The organism is Bradyrhizobium sp. C-145, from assembly GCF_023375135.1.
Lineage (GTDB): Bacteria > Pseudomonadota > Alphaproteobacteria > Rhizobiales > Xanthobacteraceae > Bradyrhizobium > Bradyrhizobium zhanjiangense.
Genome location: NZ_CP088150.1, coordinates 1,233,598 through 1,253,147, shown reverse-complemented (window position 1 = coordinate 1,253,147; position 19,550 = coordinate 1,233,598). Strand labels below are relative to the sequence as shown.

Genomic DNA, 19,550 nt, shown 5'->3' with positions numbered 1-19,550 from the left:
AAATTTGAACGCCGGTTGACAGTAAATTCGGCTTTCAGCCGGCCGTGCACTTCAAGCGTGTAACCAGAGGCCGGCAATTCACGGTGGGCTGCAACCATTTGATTTCCATTGTGCAGTAAGGTGTGAGTCGCCCAAACCGCGCGGGAGCCACCTGCCCAACTGCGGTGATTGGCCAGCGCACGTTGTAGATTGACGCCTTGCGGGGATCGCATCAAGGATGGGCATTTGCATCGTCCGAACAGGCGGACGGCTTTCCACTTGCGCGGATGAATGCACGATAGAACCACGGCTCGACGTAGCCGCCCTTCCAAAGCCCCTGGCCGTTGCGTTCAGCCTCCCGCTGAGTTTCGTGATACCTGCCCTTCGAGTATTGAGGCCAATCCAACGCAAGGCCGTTGCGTACAAGCCATTCGCCGAGGTCCGCACCACCGACCGAGCAAGTCGCGACCGTGCGGTCATACCGGTCGAGGCTGAGCGGAACACAATTGACGGGACGGTGGGCAATGAAGGCGTCAAGGTCGTTCGCGGCCTGCGCCCCGCAACGATATTGCAAGCTGTCGTCGCCACGGCACAGCTGACTGCTCTCCGGTGCATCGATACCCCAAAGCCGGATGCGCGCTCCATGCATTTCCAACGTATCGCCGTCGATCACGCTGGCCTGTCCGACAAATTCGTCGGCCAAGGCCACGCTCGACAGAATGGTGAGAATCAATGCGACAGAGGTTCGACGCATGCCAGTGACCTTGTAGCTACCGCAAATCGCGCGGATTGGATTTCGGCTAGTTCTCGAGTGGCTTCAGCGTTCGGCAGGCGGGGATAGTGAAACTTATGCCGCGCAGCCAGTCGTCATGCGCGAGAGGGACAAGGAAGACAAGGTTGCTGCGGGGCTGGTTTTGCACAAGGGGCGGAACACGTGGAAAAGCATCTGCCCCGGCGATTTCGAATCCCTGCTCTGTGTTAGCAGCCGGAACAAATCGAGGGTGCAAGGATTCGTCCCGCGCGAAGGAGCGATCTTGATGCTGATGACCAAGGAGAGGCGGGCGGCGATCCGCTCGCTACAGGGGTGGGCGATAGCCGTGCTGCAGGAGGCAGGCGCGATCCGCGAGTGTGAGTACCACGGCTGGATGCAGGACCGCGCAGATCCACACGCCCGTCAGCGGGCGCTCGAAATCGCCCGCCAGGATCCGCCATCGGGTCTTCCGCCCGAGGCGGCTGCCTGCGCGGTGACCGAGGTCCTGGATTCGATCGGCGATACCTGCCCCGAATGCCCGCCCGAGGTCTAGGCAACCCGCTGGGCATCCGGCGAGTGCAAAGACCTAGCGCCCGAGACGGTTCTCGACGCGCTTCCGGCTGTTGCCGACCTTTTTGACAGCTTTCTTGACCGCTGGCGCCGACCGTCCTGTCTTTTTGGACTCGTACCCCCCACCTCATACTTTTGCCCGTCGGCCACCCGTGCCCGGTCCTGCTTGCGGCCACGTGCCGTCTTCGTCTTTTTCGCTACCGCCATCGATTCCTCCTGTTGCGACATCGGAGCAACGCGATTGGGATTCGCAGGTTCCGGAACGATTCGATCTGTGCCAATTTGAATCAGCTGTTGCGTGGAGTGCTCGAGTGGCGTTTCAGCGTCGAAATCCGGCGGCCATCGGCGTCAAAGCGCCCTTCCCCGGCTTCATCCAACCGGCCTTGGCCACCTCGATCGAGAGGGTGGCGTCCGGCAGGCGATGGATTCACGAAATCAAGTTCGACGGCTACCGCGTCCAGGTCCATCTCGCCAACGAGACGGCGAAGATCTTCACCCGCCGCGGCCACGACTGGACGCATCGCTTCAAGAAGGTCGCCCATGACGCCTGGCGGATCAAAGCAAGCTCCGCGGTCATCGACGGCGAGATCGTCGTCGCCGCCGCCGACGGCAGCACCGATTTCTCGGTGCTGCAGAACGAGCTCAAGGGCAAGTCGACCAAGATCGTGCTGGTGGCGTTCGATCTGCTCTATCTGAATGGCCGCGATCTGCGCAAGCTGCCTCTATTCCTGAGGAAGGCCGAGCTGAAGAAGATCGTCGATGGCACCGACGTCCAGTTCAGTGAAAGTTTCGAGATCGACGGTCAGGAGATGTTCGCGCACGCCTGCAAGCTCGGCCTGGAAGGCGTCGTCTCGAAGGTGCGAGACGGTCCCTATCCAAAGGGCCGCACAAGCGATTGGGTTAAGAAGACCTGCGCCCAGCGAGAGACGCTGACCATTGCCGGCTTTGCACTCGATGGAACGAAGTGGGACGGTATCTATGTCGGCCGCCGCAAGGGCGACGATCTCGTCTATGCGGGAAAAGTCGACCGCGGCTTTGACAAGACGTCCGCCGCTGACCTTCAGAAGAGACTGAAGCCGCTGATCCGGAAGACGCAGCCGTACACAAAGCGGATCGCCCATAAGGGCATCTGGGTCGAACCAAAGTTGCTCGCCGAGATCGAGTATCGCGCAAAGTCAGCCGAGGGAAAGGTCCGGCACCCGGTATTCCGGGGCCTGCGGGAGGATTTGTGATGGATGCATTCGATCGCTTCTGGCAGTGGGCCAACAAGCCCCTGGAAAGCCATCTGACGATTCCGGTCGAGCTATGTCAGGCCGTCATGGAGCTCGCTCCTGACGATCGACGGGACCGCGGCGCCGTGAACCAAGCCGCAGCACGCGTCCTAGATCAAGAACGATGAATGGTTGAAGGTGATCGCTGGCCTCCACGCGTTGGAGCCAACCACAGAAAACTAACCCCGCGCGCGCCGCAGCGCGGATTCTAATCGCTCCTTCTCCCTGTCCCAGCGGGCTTCTTCGGTTTGCGATCTCTTCTCAAGTGCCTCGGCCTCGGCCTTGATGGCGGCCGCCCGCTTCGCGTGCTCCTGCTGGGCCTTGTCCAACGCAGCCTGGGCCTTGTCGACCGCCTGCTGACGGCGTTCACGCTCCTTCTGCCTGGCGGCCTCCTCCTTCGCCCGTTCTAGCTCGCGGCGGCTCTGCTCCCGTTCGTAGGCGAGAGCGGCCTTCCGCTCCGCAGCCTTGTCGACGGGGCGAGAGGGCCGCTTGTTCGCCTTCGAGCCTTTCGGCTTGCGGCCGGCTTTCGCTGTTCCGCCGCCACCAAGATCGGTGGGCAGCTCGGCGTGTTCGCTGAAAGGTCGGTCGGTTCCCACCGGGCGCCTGAGAACGACGCCAGGCTTTGCCATAGCCGCGGCGATGACATCCCGGTCGTCACTTTCCTTCGCCGCGCCCTGATGAAATAGATTGCTGTCGGCGCCCCAGGCTTCCAGCGCCGCCTTCATCGAAGGAGCGGCGATCGCCAGATCGAAGAAGCCCAGCGAAGTCTGGTAGGTCTTCAGTTTTCTGGCCATCGGCCTGATCCGCCCTCCGCTATGGGTCGCTAACGTCACGCGCGTCACGGCCCCTGCGGAACATGGCGCGGCCTCGAAGCGTTCCCTAATCCTTGAACGACGTCCATGCATTTCGCAACGCGCTCCGAAGGATTGGCCTCGGATGACCCGGACGTCGACCCTGCCCAAGCGCCTGCAGCCCATGCTCGCTACGCTCACCGATGCTCCGTTCGACGACCCCGGCTGGGTTTTCGAGGACAAGTACGACGGCTTCCGGATGATTGCGGAAATCCGACGGGGCAAGGTTGCCCTCTACAGCCGCAACGGCAAGATCATCAGCCGCAGCTATATCGAGGTCGCCAAAGCGCTGGAGGGCGTGAGGGGCGACGCCGTGATCGACGGCGAGCTCGTCGCGATCGGAAAGGACGGCGTCTCACATTTCCAGCTGCTTCAAAACGCGCTGCGTCATGAAGCGAAGCTCCTGTATTGCGCCTTCGATCTCATGTTTCAGGACGCAACGGACTTGCGCAAACAGCCTCTTCTCGAACGTAAGGAGCGGCTGAAAGCGATTTTGCCGCGCCACCGGCTGATTGCCTTCAGCCGTCACCGCAAAGCGAACGGCACGAAATTCTTCGCCGAGGCCAAGCGGAAGGGTCTGGAAGGCGTCATAGCGAAGCGCGCCGACAGCGCGTACGCGTCCGGAAGCCGGACGGCGGATTGGCTGAAGATCAAGACGGCAAAGCGGCAGGAAGTGGTGATCGCCGGCTTCACGGCGCCTAGGCGCACCAGGCCATTCTTCGGCGCCTTGGTCCTTGCCGTCCGGAAAGACAACGCATGGTGCTACATCGGACATGTTGGCACTGGCTTCAGCCACAAGGTCCTGGAAGACCTGCATGCCAAGCTGGTGAAGCTGACGGTCCCTAAATCGCCCTTCCCTGCCAAAGTGAAGGACGAGGCCGCCACGACCTGGGTCAGGCCCTCGTTGGTTGCCGAGGTCAAATTCGCGGAGTGGACGAGCAAGGGCGAGCTGCGCCAGCCCGTCTACCTTGGGCTCAGGTCCGACAAGCGGGCGAAGGATGTCGTGCGCGAGCGAGAACGTCCTCGCAAATAACGCTCCCCTTCGGGCGTAACTGGCCAGCGAAACGAATTAACGCATTAACTCCTCCACAGTGAATTCCCTGCGGTGGTGCGCTCAGTCGCCTCCAAGGTTGTGGATTTCCGGTCGCATGCCCTCAGAAGTGACTTCGAGCGTCGCAAGCGTAATCGGCAGCTTGAAGCGCCGCGGTCCCGCGCTGCCGGGATTCAGGTAGAGAACGCCACCGACCGTGTCGATCTTCGGCACGTGGGAATGCCCGGAGACGATGACGTCGATGCCGGCGCCAAGATCGGCCTTCAGCGTCTTCAGGTCGTGCAAAACGTAGATCGACTTTCCCGCCAGGCGCACGAGCTTCGTGTCGGGATATTGGCGGGCCCACTCGCCGCTGTCTACGTTTCCGCGGATGGCCGTGACGGGCGCGATCCGGCGAAGCGCGTCGACGATCTCGGGGCGCCCGATGTCGCCGGCATGAATGATGTGATTGACACCCGCCAGGCCTCGTTCTGCCTCGGGCCTCAACAGGCCGTGCGTGTCGGAAATGATTCCAATCCTGAACGTCATTTCCCGGCGCTCTCAACCGCGATCGCCAAAAGACGATCGAGAAGCTCTACCTGGGCGGACAGCATCTTCGTCCGCGCGAACTCGATATCGAACCATTCCGCGCGGTCGACTTCGGGAAAGCTCTGCCGTTGACCGGTTCGTGGCGGCCATTCGATCTCGAAGGTATTGCTGACCAGCGCAGCGGGGTCAAAATGACCTTCTCCAGCGAATGCGATAACGCGCTTCCCTCTTTGCTGTCGGACCTCCCCGAGCGGTTGGAGTGGACCAATCGAAGCGCTCGCGCCGAGCTCCTCGGCAAACTCGCGCCGCGCGACCTGCTCCGGAGCATCCGCGGCATCGATTTCGCCCTTCGGAATGGACCAGGCGCCGTCATCCTTCTTGCGCCAGAACGGACCGCCGGGATGAACGAGCAGAACCTCGAGCCCACGAGCGCCCTTGCGGTAGGCGAGAATGCCCGCACTCAACGTCGATCTGCGGGAAGTTTTCTTCAGCGCCGCCATATCGCTCCCTGCCGCGGACACGAAGTAACGGCCGTCTGGCGTCACCGGATGCCGAACGACACGCTAGGCTGACTTCCGCTGCGGTCTGGCCGCCGGCTTCTTCGCGGCCTCCTTGGCCGGTTTCTTGCCGGCAATCGGCATCAGCATTTCCTTCTGGCCGGGCGCCGCCTTGCGTGCCTTCTTGGCTGGCTTCTTCGGCGCCTCTGTCGCTTCCGCCGCGCCTCCTCCGATGCTCTTGCGCAGCGCGTCCATCAGATCGACCACGTTCTCACCGCGCGGACGCGCTTTCGCGGTGATGGGTTTGCCGGCGCGCTTCTGGTTGATGAGATCGATGAGAGCGGTTTCGTACTGGTCTTCGAATTTATCCGGCTCGAAGTGGCCCGCCTTCTGGTTGACGATGTGCTTGGCGAGATCAAGCATGTCCTTAGTCACTTTGACGTCCTGGATATCATCGAAATACTCATCCGCGGAGCGGACTTCGTAGGGATAACGCAGCAGCGTCCCCATCAGCCCCTTGTCGAGCGGCTCCAGCGCGATGATGTGCTCGCGATTGGTCAGCACCACACGACCGATTGCGACCTTGTTCATCTCGCGGATGGTCTCGCGGATGACAGCGAAGGCGTCGTGCCCGACCTTGCCATCGGGACGCAGGTAGTAGGGGCGGATGAGATATCGCGGATCGATCTCGGCGCGGTCGACGAACTCGTCGATCTCGATAGTTCGCGTCGATTCCAGCGCCACGTTCTCGAGCTCCTCCTTTGTCACCTCGATGAAGGTATCGGTGTCGACCTTGTAGCCCTTGACGATGTCCTCGTTGTCGACCTCCTCGCCGGTATCGGCGTCGACCTTGGCGTACTTGATCCGGTGGCCGGTCTTCCGGTTGAGCTGGTTGAAGGAGACTTTTTCGGATTCCGATGTGGCCGGATAGAGCGCGACCGGACAGGTGACGAGGGAAAGACGCAGAAAGCCTTTCCAGTTAGCGCGCGGGGCCATGGCGGGCGGAACTCCAATACTGATCCCGGATTCAAGACGAACGGACGGGCTTGGTTCCGACATCGCGACCCGCCCAACAGGGTGATTTTTCTCGCCGCGGGCTTGAGCGGACTCGACTTTTGTTCTCTTTATGTTCTAATTCCGGCATGACCGATCGACCCGCGAGCTGGCGCATGCCGACCCCAAAGCAGATGGAAAAACTGGCCGCTGAGGCCGCTCGCAGGCCGGCTCCCCCCGCCGCGGCTCCAGATGCGCCCCTTCCGGCCGAATACTGGGAATCGGTCCTCAAAGACCCTCGCGCCGGCGCGACCGAGACCCAGATGCGGCAGCGACGTCTTTCGGAAATTCAGCGCCACGTCCTGCGCGTCTCCTGCCGCCGCTGCGAGAGAACAGTGGAAATTCAGACCGTCGATGCAGTCCGATTATATGGGGGCAACGCGGTCTGGAAGGACGTCGCGCAACGGTTGCTCGACAACACCTGCCAGCAGCGCACCGGCCGGCATGAAGAAGACGGCTGCTGGCCGGCGTTCGAGACGCCGTAACCCGCTTCCGTATCGCCGATCCGATCTATTGCGCCTGGATGTCCGGATGGCCCCGAAGTATCACCCTACGCCCCTGTCGGGCGGCGATCGCAAGGCTCTGGCGAAAGAGCTCGGCAAGGCGCGCGCGGTGGCCAATATCCTGGCCGCGCAGTCGGCCGAGATGCGGGCCAAGGGCGAGGCGATGATCCAGCAAGCTGACAAGCTGCTTTGCGAAAGCTGGAACGAACGCATGTGGTCAGACGGCGAGCCGATCGATCCATCGCCAACCATCGACCAGGCCGTGAATGGAGGCTTCCCCTGGTTGGAGATCAGGTGCGCGCGCTGCAAGACGCCGAGCGACGTCGACCTCGCGGCAATGAAGCACCCGCCGACCACCTTCGTACACGATCTCGCCAGCCGGCTGCACTGCCGCAAATGCGCGAAGGCGGGCCGGCGTCCATCCGCGACTCTGTTACAATTGGCCTCGCGGCCACGCCACCCTCGAACTGAACCCTGACCGATGTGTAACCTCTACTATGCCGCCCCTTGGATTATGCCGACCATTGGCTCAGAACAGGCTCGGGCGGCAGCGATCGATGCGTCGGAGTCGGCATAATCCGATTGATCTCACAGCGTATGGCCTCCTTCTTGCTAATTGAGGGGAGGCTTTCATGTCGATTGGTCTGTCACGAGTTGGAGTTTCGGGGCCGCTTTCGGCCCGATCTCGCCTTGTCCCACCGTTTTGCTTCGCGCCAACGGAGAAACCGACAATCGCTCTCAGCGGTCCGAGATGTACCAGCTCGATTGGATTATGCCGACATTCTAGCGGCCGTTACCGCCACGAAAGCTCGCTCTCCGACACTGATCGGCATAATCTGGAAGTCGGCATAATCTCTACTCGATCACGACCAACCAGGCCGCCATCAGCGCGCTGTTTCGTGTGGTGAACCGATACGTTGGCAATCTGGCGCCGATGCCGGGGGTGTTTCCGGATTACAAGGCGCCGATCGTTCGCAACGGAGCCGAAGGTCGCGAGCTCGTCACTGCGCGGTGGGGGATGCCGTCGTCATCAAAGGCGCTGATGGACGCCACCAAGAAACGTGCCGAAAAGCTGCAAGCCAAGGGCAAGACTATGGATTTCAAGGAACTGTTGCGGATGGAGCCGGACGGCGGCACGACCAACATCCGCAACGTGAAGAGCAAACACTGGACGCGATGGCTGGAAACGGCGAACCGCTGTGTGGTGCCCTTCAACTCCTTCAGCGAATTCAACAAGGCCGAGGGCGGCGACATCTGGTTCGCGCTCGAAGAGACCCGTCCCCTCGCCTGCTTCGCTGGCATCTGGACCAACTGGACGTCCGTCCGGAAGGTCAAGGAAGGCGAGACGACCAACGACCTCTACGCATTCCTGACGACGGAGCCGAACGCCGAAGTTGGCGCCATCCATCCCAAGGCGATGCCGGTCATCCTGACAACACCGGAAGAAGTCGAGACCTGGATGACGGCTCCTCCGGACGAAGTCTTGAACCTACAGCGGCCGCTTCCGGACGGATCGCTCAGGATCGTCGCCCGCGGCGTCAAGGAAGAGTCGGCCGGACCGACAACGTGACCGACGAGAACGACGATCAGGCAGAGCCCTCGCCCCGTCAGCGCAATGTCATCCACGTCGACATGGACGCCTTCGCGGTTGCACGCTGCTATTCTAGCATCCTCGAATCAAACGCCTCCTTCGGACCAGGCCAGTTGCTCAGCGATGTCACCAACAACCACTGCCTCCTCCACCCCATCATCCATCAAGCGCTCGTTTCGAGACCTGTCGGATATCGAGGTCGCGGATATCGAAAGAGCTTCAGCTCTCTCGCGCATGGGCTGGAGCGGTGGTTTTGGTTGGGACGAGCTGTTGCTCTCGCAACGCGTGGTCATGGTTTCCGAAGCTGGCGCGGGAAAGACTTACGAGTGCCAAACACAGCAGGCCAGGCTCTGGAAGGCTGGCGAACCAGCGTTCTTTCTGGAACTCGCGACGCTGGGCGGCAGTTCAGTTCGCGATATGCTGACCTATGACGAGGAGCAGCGCTTCGATGCGTGGCTACGCTCCCAATCCGAGATCGCGACCTTCTTCCTGGACTCCTACGACGAACTTAAGCTGACGCTTGGGAGCTTTGAGCAAGCGCTGAAACGTCTCAACAAGGCGCTGGCAGGCCAGCTCGGACGCGCGAGAATAATCGTCACAACGCGGCCGGTACCGATCGACCGCGAGCTTTTTGCGGAGCATTTGCCGATTCCAACTGCAAGAAAAGCGACTTCTACGGCCGAAGCGTTCGCCGATATGGTGATGGACCGGAACCAACAGAAGACCAAGGACGAAACCAGGCCAAAACCATGGCGCAATGTCAGTCTGATGCCGCTGTCGACGGAGCAAATGCGCGAATTTGCCGTTCTCCAGAGCGTAACCGATCCTGATAAATTGCTGGCCGACATTCGGGAGCGCGATGCGGAACAATTCGCGGAACGCCCCCAAGATTTGATCGAGTTGTGCTCGGATTGGCGCGAGCATCATCGCATTCGTTCCCATCGCGAACAGGTAGAGAGCAACATCGCCACCAAGCTGAAGCCTAGGAGGGACCCGAAGGAGAGAGTGGAGTTATCGCAAGAAGCGGCGATTGAAGGCTCCAGCCGCCTGGCTCTCGCTGCGTTGCTGACTCGAAAGCTTACCCTGCGCCACTCGGCAGATGCGGACAGCGTCCACGCAAGCGAGGCAGCACTGGACGTTTCCAAGATATTGCTGGACTGGGGCGACGTGGCACAATCGGTCCTCTTGGAGCGAGCGTTGTTTGGCTTCGCCAGCTACGGCCGCGTTCGATTCCACCACCGGTCTGTGCTCGAATTTCTTGCCGCGAAGCGACTCGACGCCTTGCTCTCCCGCGGTGTTTCGATCAAGTCCATCAAGCGGCTCTTGTTCGTAGAGACGGCGCAAGGGATTCGGACGGTCCGTCCCTCGATGCATCCGGTGTCGGCGTGGCTGGCTCTTTGGCACCACACTATCTTTGACGATATCGTTGAACTTGATCCGGCTGTCGTTTTGGATCACGGGGACCCGCAGTCGCTGAGCGCGCCCCAGCGGATCAGAGCGCTCGAAGCTTATGTCGAGCGTTACGGCCGCGGCGGCTGGCGTGGCCTCAGCACCCCGGAAATTCAGGTTCATCGGTTCGCCTCGCCCGAACTTGCGCCGAGTGTTAAGCGGCTGTGGAAATCCGGGATCGAAAATCCGGAAGTGCGCAGCCTTTTGCTCCGGATCGTCATTGCCGGAAAGCTAAAGGAGTGCGCGGACATCGTTTATGCGATTGCGATGGATGCTGCCGGCGATGATTATGAACGTAGCCTCGCAACTGAAGCCTTGGTGCAACTGAACGACGAGCATCTCGAAGCACTGGCAGACTCGCTCGAAAACGAGCCTGCTCGGTGGCCTGACGCGATGGCCCGCCGTGCGCTGATCACCTTATTCCCTACCCACCTTTCGGTAAGCCGATTGTCACGCATATTGAAGCGGGTAAAGCAGAATACCCGTAGCATCGGCGAACTAAATCACCGTCTGCCACACGAGATTGAGACCGCGGGCCTCTCGCCCGCGCATCTTGATGAATTGCGCCAAGCGCTGACGGATCTGATCCTTGATGGGATTACGTGGGCCTCTGATAAATACCCGCATGTGCGAACGAAACGCTACGAGCTGTTGCCGGCACTTATAGCAACATGCCGCCGGCAGGAGGCTGAAGGCGTCCGGACGGAGGGATGGATTTCGTCGAGCCTGCTCGCAATTCGGCTCTCAAGGGACGAGCATGGCACTGAGAAAGAGGCTCTAGCTGGATTGCGGCACGCGCTCGGCGAACTTTCTCCGCAAGCGCGAGAGACGGCCTTTTGGAAAGAAGATGCTTTTGTCGCGACGATTCATAAGGTTCAGGACGCCTGGCAGCGTATCTTCGACTTGTCCCACCATGGCGGCATCCAGCTCAGCGACAAGGATGCTGCGTGGGTTCGAAAACGCCTCGCCGACAGTCAAGAGCCGCTCGATCATCGCGAGATGATGCTGTGGGCCGAGATGGTCTTGCTCACGAGTAACGTGACCGATCATCGGGCGCTGCTTGAAAGCCTCAAGCCGCTTGTTTCGGACTCGTCCGCCCTCACCACGATCATCGATGGTCGCCTAAAGCCACAGGAGGGCTCAGCCGAATACCGCCGGATGGAGGCCGAGCGCGCAAAACAGGCAAAGCAGGCAGAACGCCGTACAGCCAAGGCACATGCGAGTTGGGTGATCTTCTGGCGTGAGATCGTGCAAAATCCGGACGCTGTCTTTGCTGCGGACCGCGCTGAAGGCACGGCTTGGGACTTATGGCGCGCGGTCGAGCGCTCCGGTGAAAAAAGTCGGGCCTCGGGATGGAACCGGCGCTTCATCCAAGAACAGTTTGGCGCAACCGTCGCTGACCGCCTTCGCGAAACCATGATGGCCGCCTGGCGCAAGGATCGGCCGACGCTGCGGAGCGAACGTGCCGAAGGACAGAAGAACACGTTCCTCGTTCGATGGCAGTTTGGTCTCGCCGGGATCGCAGCGGAGGCGGAAGACCCAAACTGGGCGAAGCGGCTGACGGAGAGCGAAGCTGGAGCTCGCCTGCCGTTACGCGCCGTTGGAGTTCAACAGCTTTCCGTCATGGCTCGAAACAGTTGCCGTCGAGTATCCGCAAGCCGTGGACCGTGTCCTTGGTCAAGAGCTCAGCCTGTCTCTGCGCGAGGTCGCGAGCACAAACGGCTATTCAATGTTCCTGCAGAATATCAGTCACGCACCGGCCATCATAGCCGCGCTCTTTGTTCCGCGTATCCGCGCTTGGTTGGCTGAGGTGGCGCAGAGTGAGACTCGCCCCAATGATCCGCAGTATGAGCAAAACCTCCGTCAGGCGATCGAAATCTTGGTCAAATCGGGTACCGATGATGATCGCCGTTTCATAGAGCTAGCCGGACAGCAACGTCTCGCTGGGGGACTCATCGTTCCTTTCGCAAAGGTGTGGTTGCCAGCGCTTCTAAATCTAAATCCGGGCGCAGGCATCGATGTCCTGGAGAAGGGACTCGCGAATATGCCGGCCGCCAAGCTGGGCTCGGGCGTTCAGTTATTTTCAGACCTTTTCGGCCATGAGTACGGCGGCCTTGGCTTCGATCTCCACGGGCCTGGATTTGGACCACAGCTTTTGCTTCGTCTTCTCCGCCTCGCCTATGCCCAAGTTCGGATAGGCGACGATACGCACCATGAAGGGTCCCATTCGCTTGACACCCGGGACCATGCCGAGCGGGGGCGGAGCGCAATCCTAAGCGCGCTGTTCGCTTCGACTGGCCCCGAAGGCTGGGCGGCAAAGATCGAAATGGCTGGCGATCCGTTGTTTGCGCATATCAAGGACCGCACCATGGCGCTCGCGCAGCAAAAAGCAGCGGAGGAAGCGGACAGCGTTGCGCTAACAGAGACCGAATTCTCAATTCTCGACAAGACCGGAGAGGCGCCGCCAAAGACCCGCGAAGCGATGTTCGCGCTCATGCAGGATCGTCTCGATGACATTGACGACCTGTTGCTTCAGGATGTTTCGCCTCGCGAGCTATGGGCCAGCATCAGAGACGAGCACGTGATGCGGCGAGCATTATCCGGCGTCCTCCGGGACGCCGCCAGGCAAAACTACACCATCGATCAGGAGGCGGTAACGGCGGATGAGAAGGAGACCGACATTCGATTTCGGTCGACTGCATCCGGACAGCAGGGAACGATTGAACTCAAACTCGGAGATGAGCGTTCCGGAACCGACCTGTTCAACACGATCCACGATCAACTTTTGACCAAGTACATGGCTGCCGACGAGTGCCGGGCAGGATGTCTCCTTGTGACCATCGCAAAGGTCCGCGAGTGGGAGCATCCCCAGACCCGCAAGCTCATCGGGTTCGAAGAACTGATATCCCTACTGAACGATGAAGCGGAACGAATATCGAGGGAACTCGGAGGGACAGCCAAGCTCATGGCAAGAGGATTGGACTTGAGACCTCGACTGTCTTCGGAAAAGAGCACGCGGGCAAGGCGCGGTAGAGAATAGGTCACCTTACGACCTCTCGCAGCGGCCTAACCTGCTTGACTTGTGTTCTGCACGACCGCTGACACTTCCATAAAGCTGACCAGCTTTGTATCGATGCCATGAAAGACGGCGGCGAAGTCCGGGACAAACGTGCCCCGCTTGCTGAGATTATGACGTGCCTGCCGGCCGATCGCGTGCATGATGAAATCGGCAACTTCGAGGCCGGGTTCGCCCTCTCGCTTGTGCATGAAATAGCACTCAACTGGCACCGGGTTGCCATTCTCCTCGATCGAGAAGTTCTGAAAGGCCTCCTCGATCAGGGGATCGGCGCGTTCCGACGATTCGAAGATCACCGCGACTGAACGGAAGCGGGTCCACCTCGCGATGTCGATGATGCGTTGTTTGAGCACCAAAGCGATGGTTGGCAGAGGGCCAAGATTGTCGGCAAACGCGGTATCGACAGACACGATAGTGCCAAACCGTGCAAAACGGCCCTGACGGAAGAACGCGGCAGCCGTGAGAATCTGCTCGCGGGTCGCGCTCCGACCAAAGTCGCTGGCATGAAGCGGGGTGTCGGGCGAACCGGTCGCTTGCCGCCTTACCTCGCGCCACGGCTTCCGGACGATAGCATCAAGATCTTGCGCGAGCACGGCGCAACCGCCAAGGCCATAGACTTGCTGGTCCGGGACAAGGGCTTCGTGACCAGTATCGTCTGCAAACACCGCCAGACAGTCGCTCGGCAGCTTCAGCTCCATCGGCGCAATCTTTCCGTGACTCCGTTCGCCACCGACTCTGCCGATGCGCACAGGACTTTGCAAGCTGTCCGCTGCGACAGCTTCGTTTGACGCATTCGCCGGTGCTGGCTGCTTGATCGTCATGTCAGCAGTCGTACTGATCCTCCGTCACTCCCGCATCGCACGTCCTTCTCCGGCCTTATCGCACCTCTCGTCCGCTCATGGATGCAAGTGCTGCGCACTCCTCCACTTAAGTTCCGGTCTGACGATGCATCCGCCTCCTCCGGCGCAGCGGCCTTTTCAAAGGTCGCGAATGACGCGGCCATGTGATGGAGGAACCAATGCTGCCGCTGACGATGGACGAACTGATGTATCTTGCGCGCGACGAACTTTGCGGACTAGCCACCGACCTGTCGCAGGCACTTGCCAGCCTGGAAGCCGGTACGGCGGCAAGGCTGCATGTCCTTGCCAGCCTCGAGAATATCCGTCGCATCATGGTCAGACGCTGTCTTCACTACTGATCGATCGTACAAAAAGCCCCTGCCGGTTGCGCGCCAGCAGGGGCCTTCCTTCTCTTTAGTAATGCAAACCTAACCCTGAAACGCTTCCATGCGGCGCGAGCCGTTGCGACCTCGTCCGGGCTTTTGGTAGGACGCTTCGGTGTCCTCACCAACTCGGCCTTGGCCTGGAGGAGTTCGGCGATCACCGTCTCCGGCGGGGTCACCAGAAGCTTGCTCTGATTGGCCCCCGCAAGATCTCGCCACTTGAGACGGGTCTTGTAGGGCTTGGTTGGATTGAAGTTCTCGGTCGGCTCGAAGGTCTCGACCCTGAACACGATCGACCGGCTCACCGCAACATTATCCTCGGTGAACAGATGCAGTTCGTGTTCACTCGCGAACGCCTCAGGGACCTGTTCGGTCAGGACGGTGTCGCGATCGAGCAGGACGATGCGTCCCCTGAAGTCCTTCTCCGGCTTGAACTCCGGATTGGCTGCGGGATCAAATGGCTCGACGAACGCAATCTGCTCAACCGAAACCAGTCTCTTTCCCACTATAGCCAGTCTCCCAGGCACTGTAACAACCTTCATGGCACTTTCCTTTCGCTTGGGTTGATCGAAGCACAACGCTTGCGAAGCGGCGCCATCAACTGGAGCGAAAGGTTTGGGAATCCCTGCGTAATGAAAGGGAATGATTGGTAACAGGCGACGCTCAGCCCGCGCCGGCTTGTCCACGGCGACGACGTTGCAGAGTATTCGTACCTGGAAGTGGATAGTATTCTTCTAACCACCTGATCCAGCCCCGCGGAATGGGTCTGTCAGCGCGCTGATTGTGCACGTAAACAAGATCGTGCCGCGCCACCGAGAACTTTCCGATATGGCTGCGTGACCAGATGACACCCGAGATGTCGCGATACTGGTCGCTATGGAACGCGGTGCGGTCGATGGGATCTTCGGGCTTCACGAGCCTCGGTATCGATTCGCTGAACGTGAAGTCCCTCGCGACCACCTTGAAGGTCTTTCGATCAACTGAGAACTGCTCGTCTCCAAATGGATATAGCGCGGACACGGTATATGGTAGGCCCAACGTGCCGGCCACGGATGCGAATTGCGCTCCGGTGATGGCAACAATGCAGGAATCCTTTTCGCCAATGATGCCGTCCTCGCGGTAGCGCCGGAACGCCTGAGCCTTCTTGGAAAGAGCTCCAGTAATGCGGAGTTCCACCTGTCTTCGAGGGGCAGCAAGGAGAGTGCGCTTTCCTTCGTTCAGTTCAGGAACCTTGTCAGGATGGTTCTCATCTCCCTTGGCTGGCGCAATCGCCTCAATCCAGATAACGCGCTTGCCCTTGCGTATGCCGATATCGGGTCCCTTGTCTCCGTTCTTACATCGCGCAATTTCTTTACGTGGCATCAATTTCTTGCGGGCACGAACGAGATGTGTGCTCAGATACATTTCCCAAAAGCGCGGGTCCGGGTGACGGGCAAATTCCTTGCGGAAGGCCTCATCAGCGGTCGGCTCATGGTAGATCCAAAGCTTTTCGAGATCGGCTTTGACTTCCGCCTCGATCGGATATTCCGCCGTTTTCAGATTCTGCCAGCTTATGGCAGCATCCGCGACATTCACTTCAAACAAGCTCATGGAAAACCTCGGAGCGCTAGAATGGATTTATCAAATAAGCTGACGAACTATCTCGGTGTGAGCTGACCAAGGGGGCCGCTTCAAGGCAGTGCCGCCTCTCCTGAAGTGGTGATGCGATCTTCCTTGTCGCTTCCTCGCGCAACAACCTTTAGCGCCTCATCAGGCAGAGGTCGCTGCAAGGCCTTTGCCTCGTCCCATGGAGCCCGCATCCAGACATCGCGCTCTTCGTCGGTTGTCAGCATCACAGGCATAGCCTTGGGATGGATCGGCTCAACAATCGCGTTCGGCGTGGTGGTCAGAAAGCCGTAAACGAGATGCGGTCCCGGAATCGGTTTCGACTTGGTGCCGCGATCGCCTTTGAACTCGGTCCAGATTCCGCCAAAGGCGAACAGGGGCGTTCGTCGTTCAGGGCGAACCACACGATGTCCTTTTTCCCGGTTTCAGGATTTGGTTCTGGCGCGTATTCGGCGAAGCTGTTGGCGGGCACGAGGCAGCGGTTCTCCGGTTTCAGCCAGCCGCGCCAGTGCGGTGACGCCGTGTTGCGGATGTTGGTCACGGGCGGGCCGCCTGTGCGTGGCGGCGGCGGCATGCCCCAGCGCATCATGATCATCTCGCGCTCGGTGCCGGCGTTGCGCAGGACCGGCGCCGGGTAGTCGGGAAATACGCCGGGCATCGGTGCAAGGTTGCCGACATAGCGATTCACGACGCGAAAGAGGGCGCGAATGGCCTCCTGGTTGGTCGTGATCGAATAGAGATTGCACATGATGGTCCTGCAAATCTGTCAGCGCGTATCCCGTGGGTCGAACTTCGGCCAGTTCTCGAGCGGTTTCAAGGACGGCAGATTGGCCGGCCGTTCGGGATAGTGAAACTCGGTGCCGCGCAGCCACCCCCCCTCGAAGCGATCCCAGAACAGGATCGCGTCCATCTGCCAGGTGAACTCATAGACCTCCATACGCCCTCGTACTGAATGGTCTCACCGGTTGCGTTGAAGGGCAGGCTGTTGAGCCGGCAGAGCGCATCGATCTCATTCCAGTGGGCGCGAATGTAGGCGTCCTGCAAGGCGACGTGATAGGGCCGATCGGCGCGCAGACGTGGCCCGCTTCCACGCGGATGGAAGCCCTGGCGCTGCATCATGAATTCGGGAATGCGGCTGATGGCCTTGCCGATCCGCCGTGCTTCCTCGGCGGTGAGTTTGCTGGCGCCAAAACTGTAAGTCTGCCGCTCGTCGCGGCAATAGAGCCATGCCACCGTCACACCGTTGGCGTCCCGAACGGTGTAGCACTCCGAATTCTCCCGGATCAGCGTCCAGGGCGGCTTGAAACGGCGGATTGACGGCTTGACCCATAAGAACAAAATAGGAACATATGAGCCAGCCAGTCAACCTGGAACAGCGTCATGTCCTCTCGTTCACAAGCGAACACACAGGACGATGACGGGTTGGAGGCCGCTATCGATCAAGCGATCGCGGCGTGCGATGGCGACATGCGATCCACGATCCGCGCGTTGATCGTCGCGAACGAATATTTGGCAGCTGAGGTGAGCGAACTGATGAAGGCCGTCTCTCATGCCTATGTGCGCGGGAGATTTCAAACCTATTCCGGCTAGGAGCGTGCCATGGCGGAAGTAACCTATTTCGTGGCGTTGCCCTTCGTCGCTGCCGACGATGGCATTGCGGCCGGTGAACCGATCGAATGCTTCAATCCCACGGCCGTTGTAATGAAAGCGGAGGCGCTGTCGCGCAAGGAAGGTCATATCGGCGCCGTGGCCTTTAGCCGAACGGGAGATCCCGCGACGGGCGACTTCGGAGATGCGAAGGTCATCAAAAAATTCGGCCAGGTGCCGGACGATTTGAGTGCGTTGTAGAGACCGTGGCGGCTGAGCGAAGTAGATACAGAACAATAATAAAACATGTTTTATATCAGGTGGATGACGTATAATTTGCATGATTTTTCAATAAGAAAACTTGCAAAATGATCAATTTTGGGCTATATTGGCGAGCATGACGAAGCTCGAACAACTCAAGAGGCATCTAAAGCCGGGGAATGTTTACCGGCGTGCTGATCTCGCGCGCTGGTCGACGTCTGTCGACCGGCATCTCAAGCAGCTGGTTGAGCAGGGCACGCTCAAGAAGCTCTCGGGCGGACTCTACGCCTATCCGAAAGAAACCGCTTTCGGTCCGGCTCCCGCCTCGGATAAGGAGGTCGTTGGCGCCTTTCTCAAGGACGATCAGTTTCTGCTGGCCTCTCCCAATGCCTATAACAGCTTGGGGGTCGGTACGACGCAGCTGTATGACAGGACCGTCGTCTACAATCACAAGCGCCACGGCGAATTTCAGCTTGGCAATCGAAAGTTTGCTTTCCGAGCAAAGCCGCGCTTTCCCAAGTCACTGACGAAGGAATTTCTGCTCGTTGATCTCGTCAATAACGTTGATCAGCTTGCCGAGGCCAAGGACGAGGTTCTCAAGCGCGTGGCGGAGCGTGCTGCTGAATCCGACCAGCAGCGTTTGCGTCGTGCAGTGCGCGAGTACGGAAGCGAGCGGGCGAAGAAGTTCTTTGAACGCGCGCTGAGAGGCAACGAATTGCATGCCGCGTGATTTCCTCCACAACCATCCGCAATTTGCGGATCTGATCCGGATTGTGGCGGACGAGAAGGGCATTGATCCGGCCTTGGTCGAAAAAGACTACTGGATCATGCACTGCCTTTATGGGCTTGATGAACTCGGCTTCACATTTCAGCTCAAAGGCGGCACGTCGCTTTCCAAGGGCCACAAGATCATCGGCCGGTTTTCGGAAGACATCGACATCCTGATCGAACCGTTCCCCGGCCAGGATGTGAAGGTCGGTAAGAATCAGAACAGCACAGCGCAGATCAAGACCCGAATAGACTTCTACGATTGGTTAACTGGCGAGATCAGGATTGACGGCGTCACTAAGGTCGAACGTGACACCGATTTCGACGATCTGCCGAACTATCGCAGCGCCGGCATCAAGCTGAATTACGCGACAGTCGTCGAGGCCATGGAAGGTCTCCGGGAGGGCGTCCTGCTGGAGGTCGGTTTCGACACCGTGGCTCCGAACGCACCAAAGGACATCAGCTCATGGCTCTACGACCGGGCTGTTGCAAGCAATGTGGACGTCATCGACAACCGCGCCATGGGGGTGCCTTGCTATGACGCCGGTTATACATTCGTTGAAAAGCTTCAGACCGTCTCAACGAAATTCCGCACGCAGCAGGCAGATGGCAGCGATCCGGTCGGGTTCATGCGCCACTACTACGATATCCATGAGTTGCTCAAGCAGCCTGAGGTTCAGAAGTTCATCGGCACGAACGCCTATAAGGCTCACAAGCAGGCACGCTTTCGCCAGGCCGACAACCAGAACATTGCGGAGAATGAGGCCTTCCTTCTGAGCGATCCCAAGACACGAACGACATTCGCGAATGCCTATGAGCGCAGCAGCGCGCTCTACTACGCGGGCAAGCCGACCTTCGAGCAGATGCTTGCCGAAATCGAAAAGTCGATCGATAGACTTTAGTTTTCGATTCTTCAGGCTCCAGGCGCGTTCAAGAC

Annotated in this window: 23 protein-coding genes and 2 pseudogenes; 14 read left to right on the top strand and 11 right to left on the bottom strand. The window is 59.6% G+C overall.

The features are described 5' to 3' along the window. Positions 1–211 precede the first annotated feature (211 nt). Complete coding sequence (locus LRP30_RS05935; protein WP_249759648.1) at positions 212–733, bottom strand: thermonuclease family protein; 522 nt, start codon at positions 731–733, stop codon at positions 212–214. A gap of 283 nt (positions 734–1,016) precedes the next feature. On the opposite strand from LRP30_RS05935, the gene LRP30_RS05930 reads away from it, so the two are divergent. Beyond that, on the top strand, positions 1,017–1,283 hold the full coding sequence (locus LRP30_RS05930) for a hypothetical protein (protein ID WP_249759647.1): 267 nt from the start codon (positions 1,017–1,019) through the stop codon (positions 1,281–1,283). 33 nt (positions 1,284–1,316) lie between these two features. On the opposite strand, the pseudogene LRP30_RS05925 reads toward LRP30_RS05930, so the two are convergent. After that, positions 1,317–1,507: pseudogene (locus LRP30_RS05925) on the bottom strand (DUF3606 domain-containing protein). A gap of 104 nt (positions 1,508–1,611) precedes the next feature. On the opposite strand from LRP30_RS05925, the gene ligD (LRP30_RS05920) reads away from it, so the two are divergent. Both ligD (LRP30_RS05920) and LRP30_RS05915 read left to right on the top strand, forming a co-directional pair. Next, positions 1,612–2,532: a non-homologous end-joining DNA ligase gene (ligD, locus tag LRP30_RS05920; protein WP_249759646.1), complete on the top strand. Its 921-nt coding sequence runs from the start codon at positions 1,612–1,614 to the stop codon at positions 2,530–2,532. Continuing rightward, positions 2,532–2,699 (top strand): hypothetical protein, encoded by a 168-nt coding sequence (locus tag LRP30_RS05915; RefSeq protein WP_249759645.1) that lies wholly within the window; start codon positions 2,532–2,534, stop codon positions 2,697–2,699. Before ligD (LRP30_RS05920) ends, LRP30_RS05915 begins: the two co-directional genes overlap by 1 nt. A 51-nt stretch (positions 2,700–2,750) precedes the next feature. On the opposite strand, the gene LRP30_RS05910 is transcribed toward LRP30_RS05915, so the two are convergent. After that, complete coding sequence (locus LRP30_RS05910) at positions 2,751–3,365, bottom strand: cell envelope biogenesis protein TolA (RefSeq protein ID WP_249759644.1); 615 nt, start codon at positions 3,363–3,365, stop codon at positions 2,751–2,753. 142 nt (positions 3,366–3,507) lie between these two features. On the opposite strand from LRP30_RS05910, the gene ligD (LRP30_RS05905) reads away from it, so the two are divergent. Further along, a complete protein-coding gene (gene ligD, locus LRP30_RS05905; RefSeq protein ID WP_249759643.1) occupies positions 3,508–4,455 on the top strand; it encodes a non-homologous end-joining DNA ligase in 948 nt (315 codons plus the stop codon). Positions 4,456–4,536: 81 nt separating this feature from the next. On the opposite strand, the gene LRP30_RS05900 is transcribed toward ligD (LRP30_RS05905), so the two are convergent. The 3 genes from LRP30_RS05900 to LRP30_RS05890 all read right to left on the bottom strand — a co-directional run bounded on the left by LRP30_RS05900 (position 4,537) and on the right by LRP30_RS05890 (position 6,494). Next, positions 4,537–5,001, bottom strand: coding sequence for a metallophosphoesterase family protein (locus LRP30_RS05900; RefSeq protein ID WP_249759642.1), 465 nt, complete (start codon positions 4,999–5,001; stop codon positions 4,537–4,539). Beyond that, a complete protein-coding gene (locus LRP30_RS05895) occupies positions 4,998–5,501 on the bottom strand; it encodes an NUDIX domain-containing protein (protein ID WP_249759641.1) in 504 nt (167 codons plus the stop codon). Before LRP30_RS05895 ends, LRP30_RS05900 begins: the two co-directional genes overlap by 4 nt. Positions 5,502–5,564: 63 nt before the next feature. Then, positions 5,565–6,494, bottom strand: a complete 930-nt coding sequence (locus LRP30_RS05890; protein ID WP_249759640.1) for a Ku protein — start codon at positions 6,492–6,494, stop codon at positions 5,565–5,567. Positions 6,495–6,640: 146 nt separating this feature from the next. On the opposite strand from LRP30_RS05890, the gene LRP30_RS05885 reads away from it, so the two are divergent. From LRP30_RS05885 to LRP30_RS05865, 5 genes are all read left to right on the top strand, one after another. Further along, complete coding sequence (locus LRP30_RS05885) at positions 6,641–7,036, top strand: hypothetical protein (RefSeq protein ID WP_249759639.1); 396 nt, start codon at positions 6,641–6,643, stop codon at positions 7,034–7,036. Positions 7,037–7,082: 46 nt separating this feature from the next. Next, positions 7,083–7,532: a hypothetical protein gene (locus LRP30_RS05880; protein ID WP_249759638.1), complete on the top strand. Its 450-nt coding sequence runs from the start codon at positions 7,083–7,085 to the stop codon at positions 7,530–7,532. Positions 7,533–7,958: 426 nt separating this feature from the next. Continuing rightward, positions 7,959–8,624, top strand: a complete 666-nt coding sequence (locus tag LRP30_RS05875; protein ID WP_249759637.1) for an SOS response-associated peptidase family protein — start codon at positions 7,959–7,961, stop codon at positions 8,622–8,624. A 144-nt stretch (positions 8,625–8,768) separates the two neighbouring features. After that, a complete protein-coding gene (locus LRP30_RS05870) occupies positions 8,769–11,903 on the top strand; it encodes a hypothetical protein (protein ID WP_249759636.1) in 3,135 nt (1,044 codons plus the stop codon). Continuing rightward, positions 11,824–13,134, top strand: coding sequence for a hypothetical protein (locus tag LRP30_RS05865; RefSeq protein ID WP_249759635.1), 1,311 nt, complete (start codon positions 11,824–11,826; stop codon positions 13,132–13,134). The genes LRP30_RS05870 and LRP30_RS05865 overlap by 80 nt, the downstream gene beginning before the upstream one ends. Positions 13,135–13,160: 26 nt before the next feature. Here the strand turns inward: LRP30_RS05865 and LRP30_RS05860 are convergent, their stop codons facing one another. After that, positions 13,161–13,991: a hypothetical protein gene (locus LRP30_RS05860; protein WP_249759634.1), complete on the bottom strand. Its 831-nt coding sequence runs from the start codon at positions 13,989–13,991 to the stop codon at positions 13,161–13,163. Between the two features lie 197 nt (positions 13,992–14,188). Here LRP30_RS05860 and LRP30_RS05855 point away from each other — a divergent pair, with 197 nt between their 5' ends. Beyond that, the gene (locus LRP30_RS05855) at positions 14,189–14,368 is read left to right on the top strand and encodes a hypothetical protein (RefSeq protein WP_249759633.1); all 180 of its coding nucleotides are present in this window, start codon (positions 14,189–14,191) and stop codon (positions 14,366–14,368) included. On the opposite strand, the gene LRP30_RS05850 is transcribed toward LRP30_RS05855, so the two are convergent. The 4 genes and pseudogenes from LRP30_RS05850 to LRP30_RS05835 all read right to left on the bottom strand — a co-directional run bounded on the left by LRP30_RS05850 (position 14,362) and on the right by LRP30_RS05835 (position 16,934). Then, positions 14,362–14,934 carry a hypothetical protein gene (locus tag LRP30_RS05850; protein ID WP_249759632.1) on the bottom strand — a complete coding sequence of 191 codons (573 nt, stop codon included), beginning with the start codon at positions 14,932–14,934 and terminating at the stop codon, positions 14,362–14,364. The genes LRP30_RS05855 and LRP30_RS05850 overlap by 7 nt on opposite strands. A gap of 121 nt (positions 14,935–15,055) precedes the next feature. Continuing rightward, complete coding sequence (locus LRP30_RS05845) at positions 15,056–15,982, bottom strand: hypothetical protein (RefSeq protein ID WP_249759631.1); 927 nt, start codon at positions 15,980–15,982, stop codon at positions 15,056–15,058. Positions 15,983–16,062: 80 nt separating this feature from the next. Next, positions 16,063–16,745: pseudogene (locus LRP30_RS05840) on the bottom strand (SOS response-associated peptidase family protein). 18 nt (positions 16,746–16,763) lie between these two features. Then, positions 16,764–16,934, bottom strand: coding sequence for a hypothetical protein (locus LRP30_RS05835; protein WP_249759630.1), 171 nt, complete (start codon positions 16,932–16,934; stop codon positions 16,764–16,766). A 443-nt stretch (positions 16,935–17,377) separates the two neighbouring features. Here LRP30_RS05835 and LRP30_RS05830 point away from each other — a divergent pair, with 443 nt between their 5' ends. The 4 genes from LRP30_RS05830 (at position 17,378) to LRP30_RS05815 (ending at position 19,515) form a co-directional block, all read left to right on the top strand. Next, the gene (locus LRP30_RS05830; protein ID WP_249759629.1) at positions 17,378–17,587 is read left to right on the top strand and encodes a hypothetical protein; all 210 of its coding nucleotides are present in this window, start codon (positions 17,378–17,380) and stop codon (positions 17,585–17,587) included. Positions 17,588–17,596: 9 nt separating this feature from the next. Then, positions 17,597–17,845 carry a hypothetical protein gene (locus LRP30_RS05825; RefSeq protein WP_249759628.1) on the top strand — a complete coding sequence of 83 codons (249 nt, stop codon included), beginning with the start codon at positions 17,597–17,599 and terminating at the stop codon, positions 17,843–17,845. A 136-nt stretch (positions 17,846–17,981) separates the two neighbouring features. After that, positions 17,982–18,575 (top strand): hypothetical protein, encoded by a 594-nt coding sequence (locus tag LRP30_RS05820; RefSeq protein ID WP_249759627.1) that lies wholly within the window; start codon positions 17,982–17,984, stop codon positions 18,573–18,575. Further along, complete coding sequence (locus LRP30_RS05815) at positions 18,565–19,515, top strand: nucleotidyl transferase AbiEii/AbiGii toxin family protein (RefSeq protein ID WP_249759626.1); 951 nt, start codon at positions 18,565–18,567, stop codon at positions 19,513–19,515. The genes LRP30_RS05820 and LRP30_RS05815 overlap by 11 nt, the downstream gene beginning before the upstream one ends. Positions 19,516–19,550: the final 35 nt, after the last annotated feature.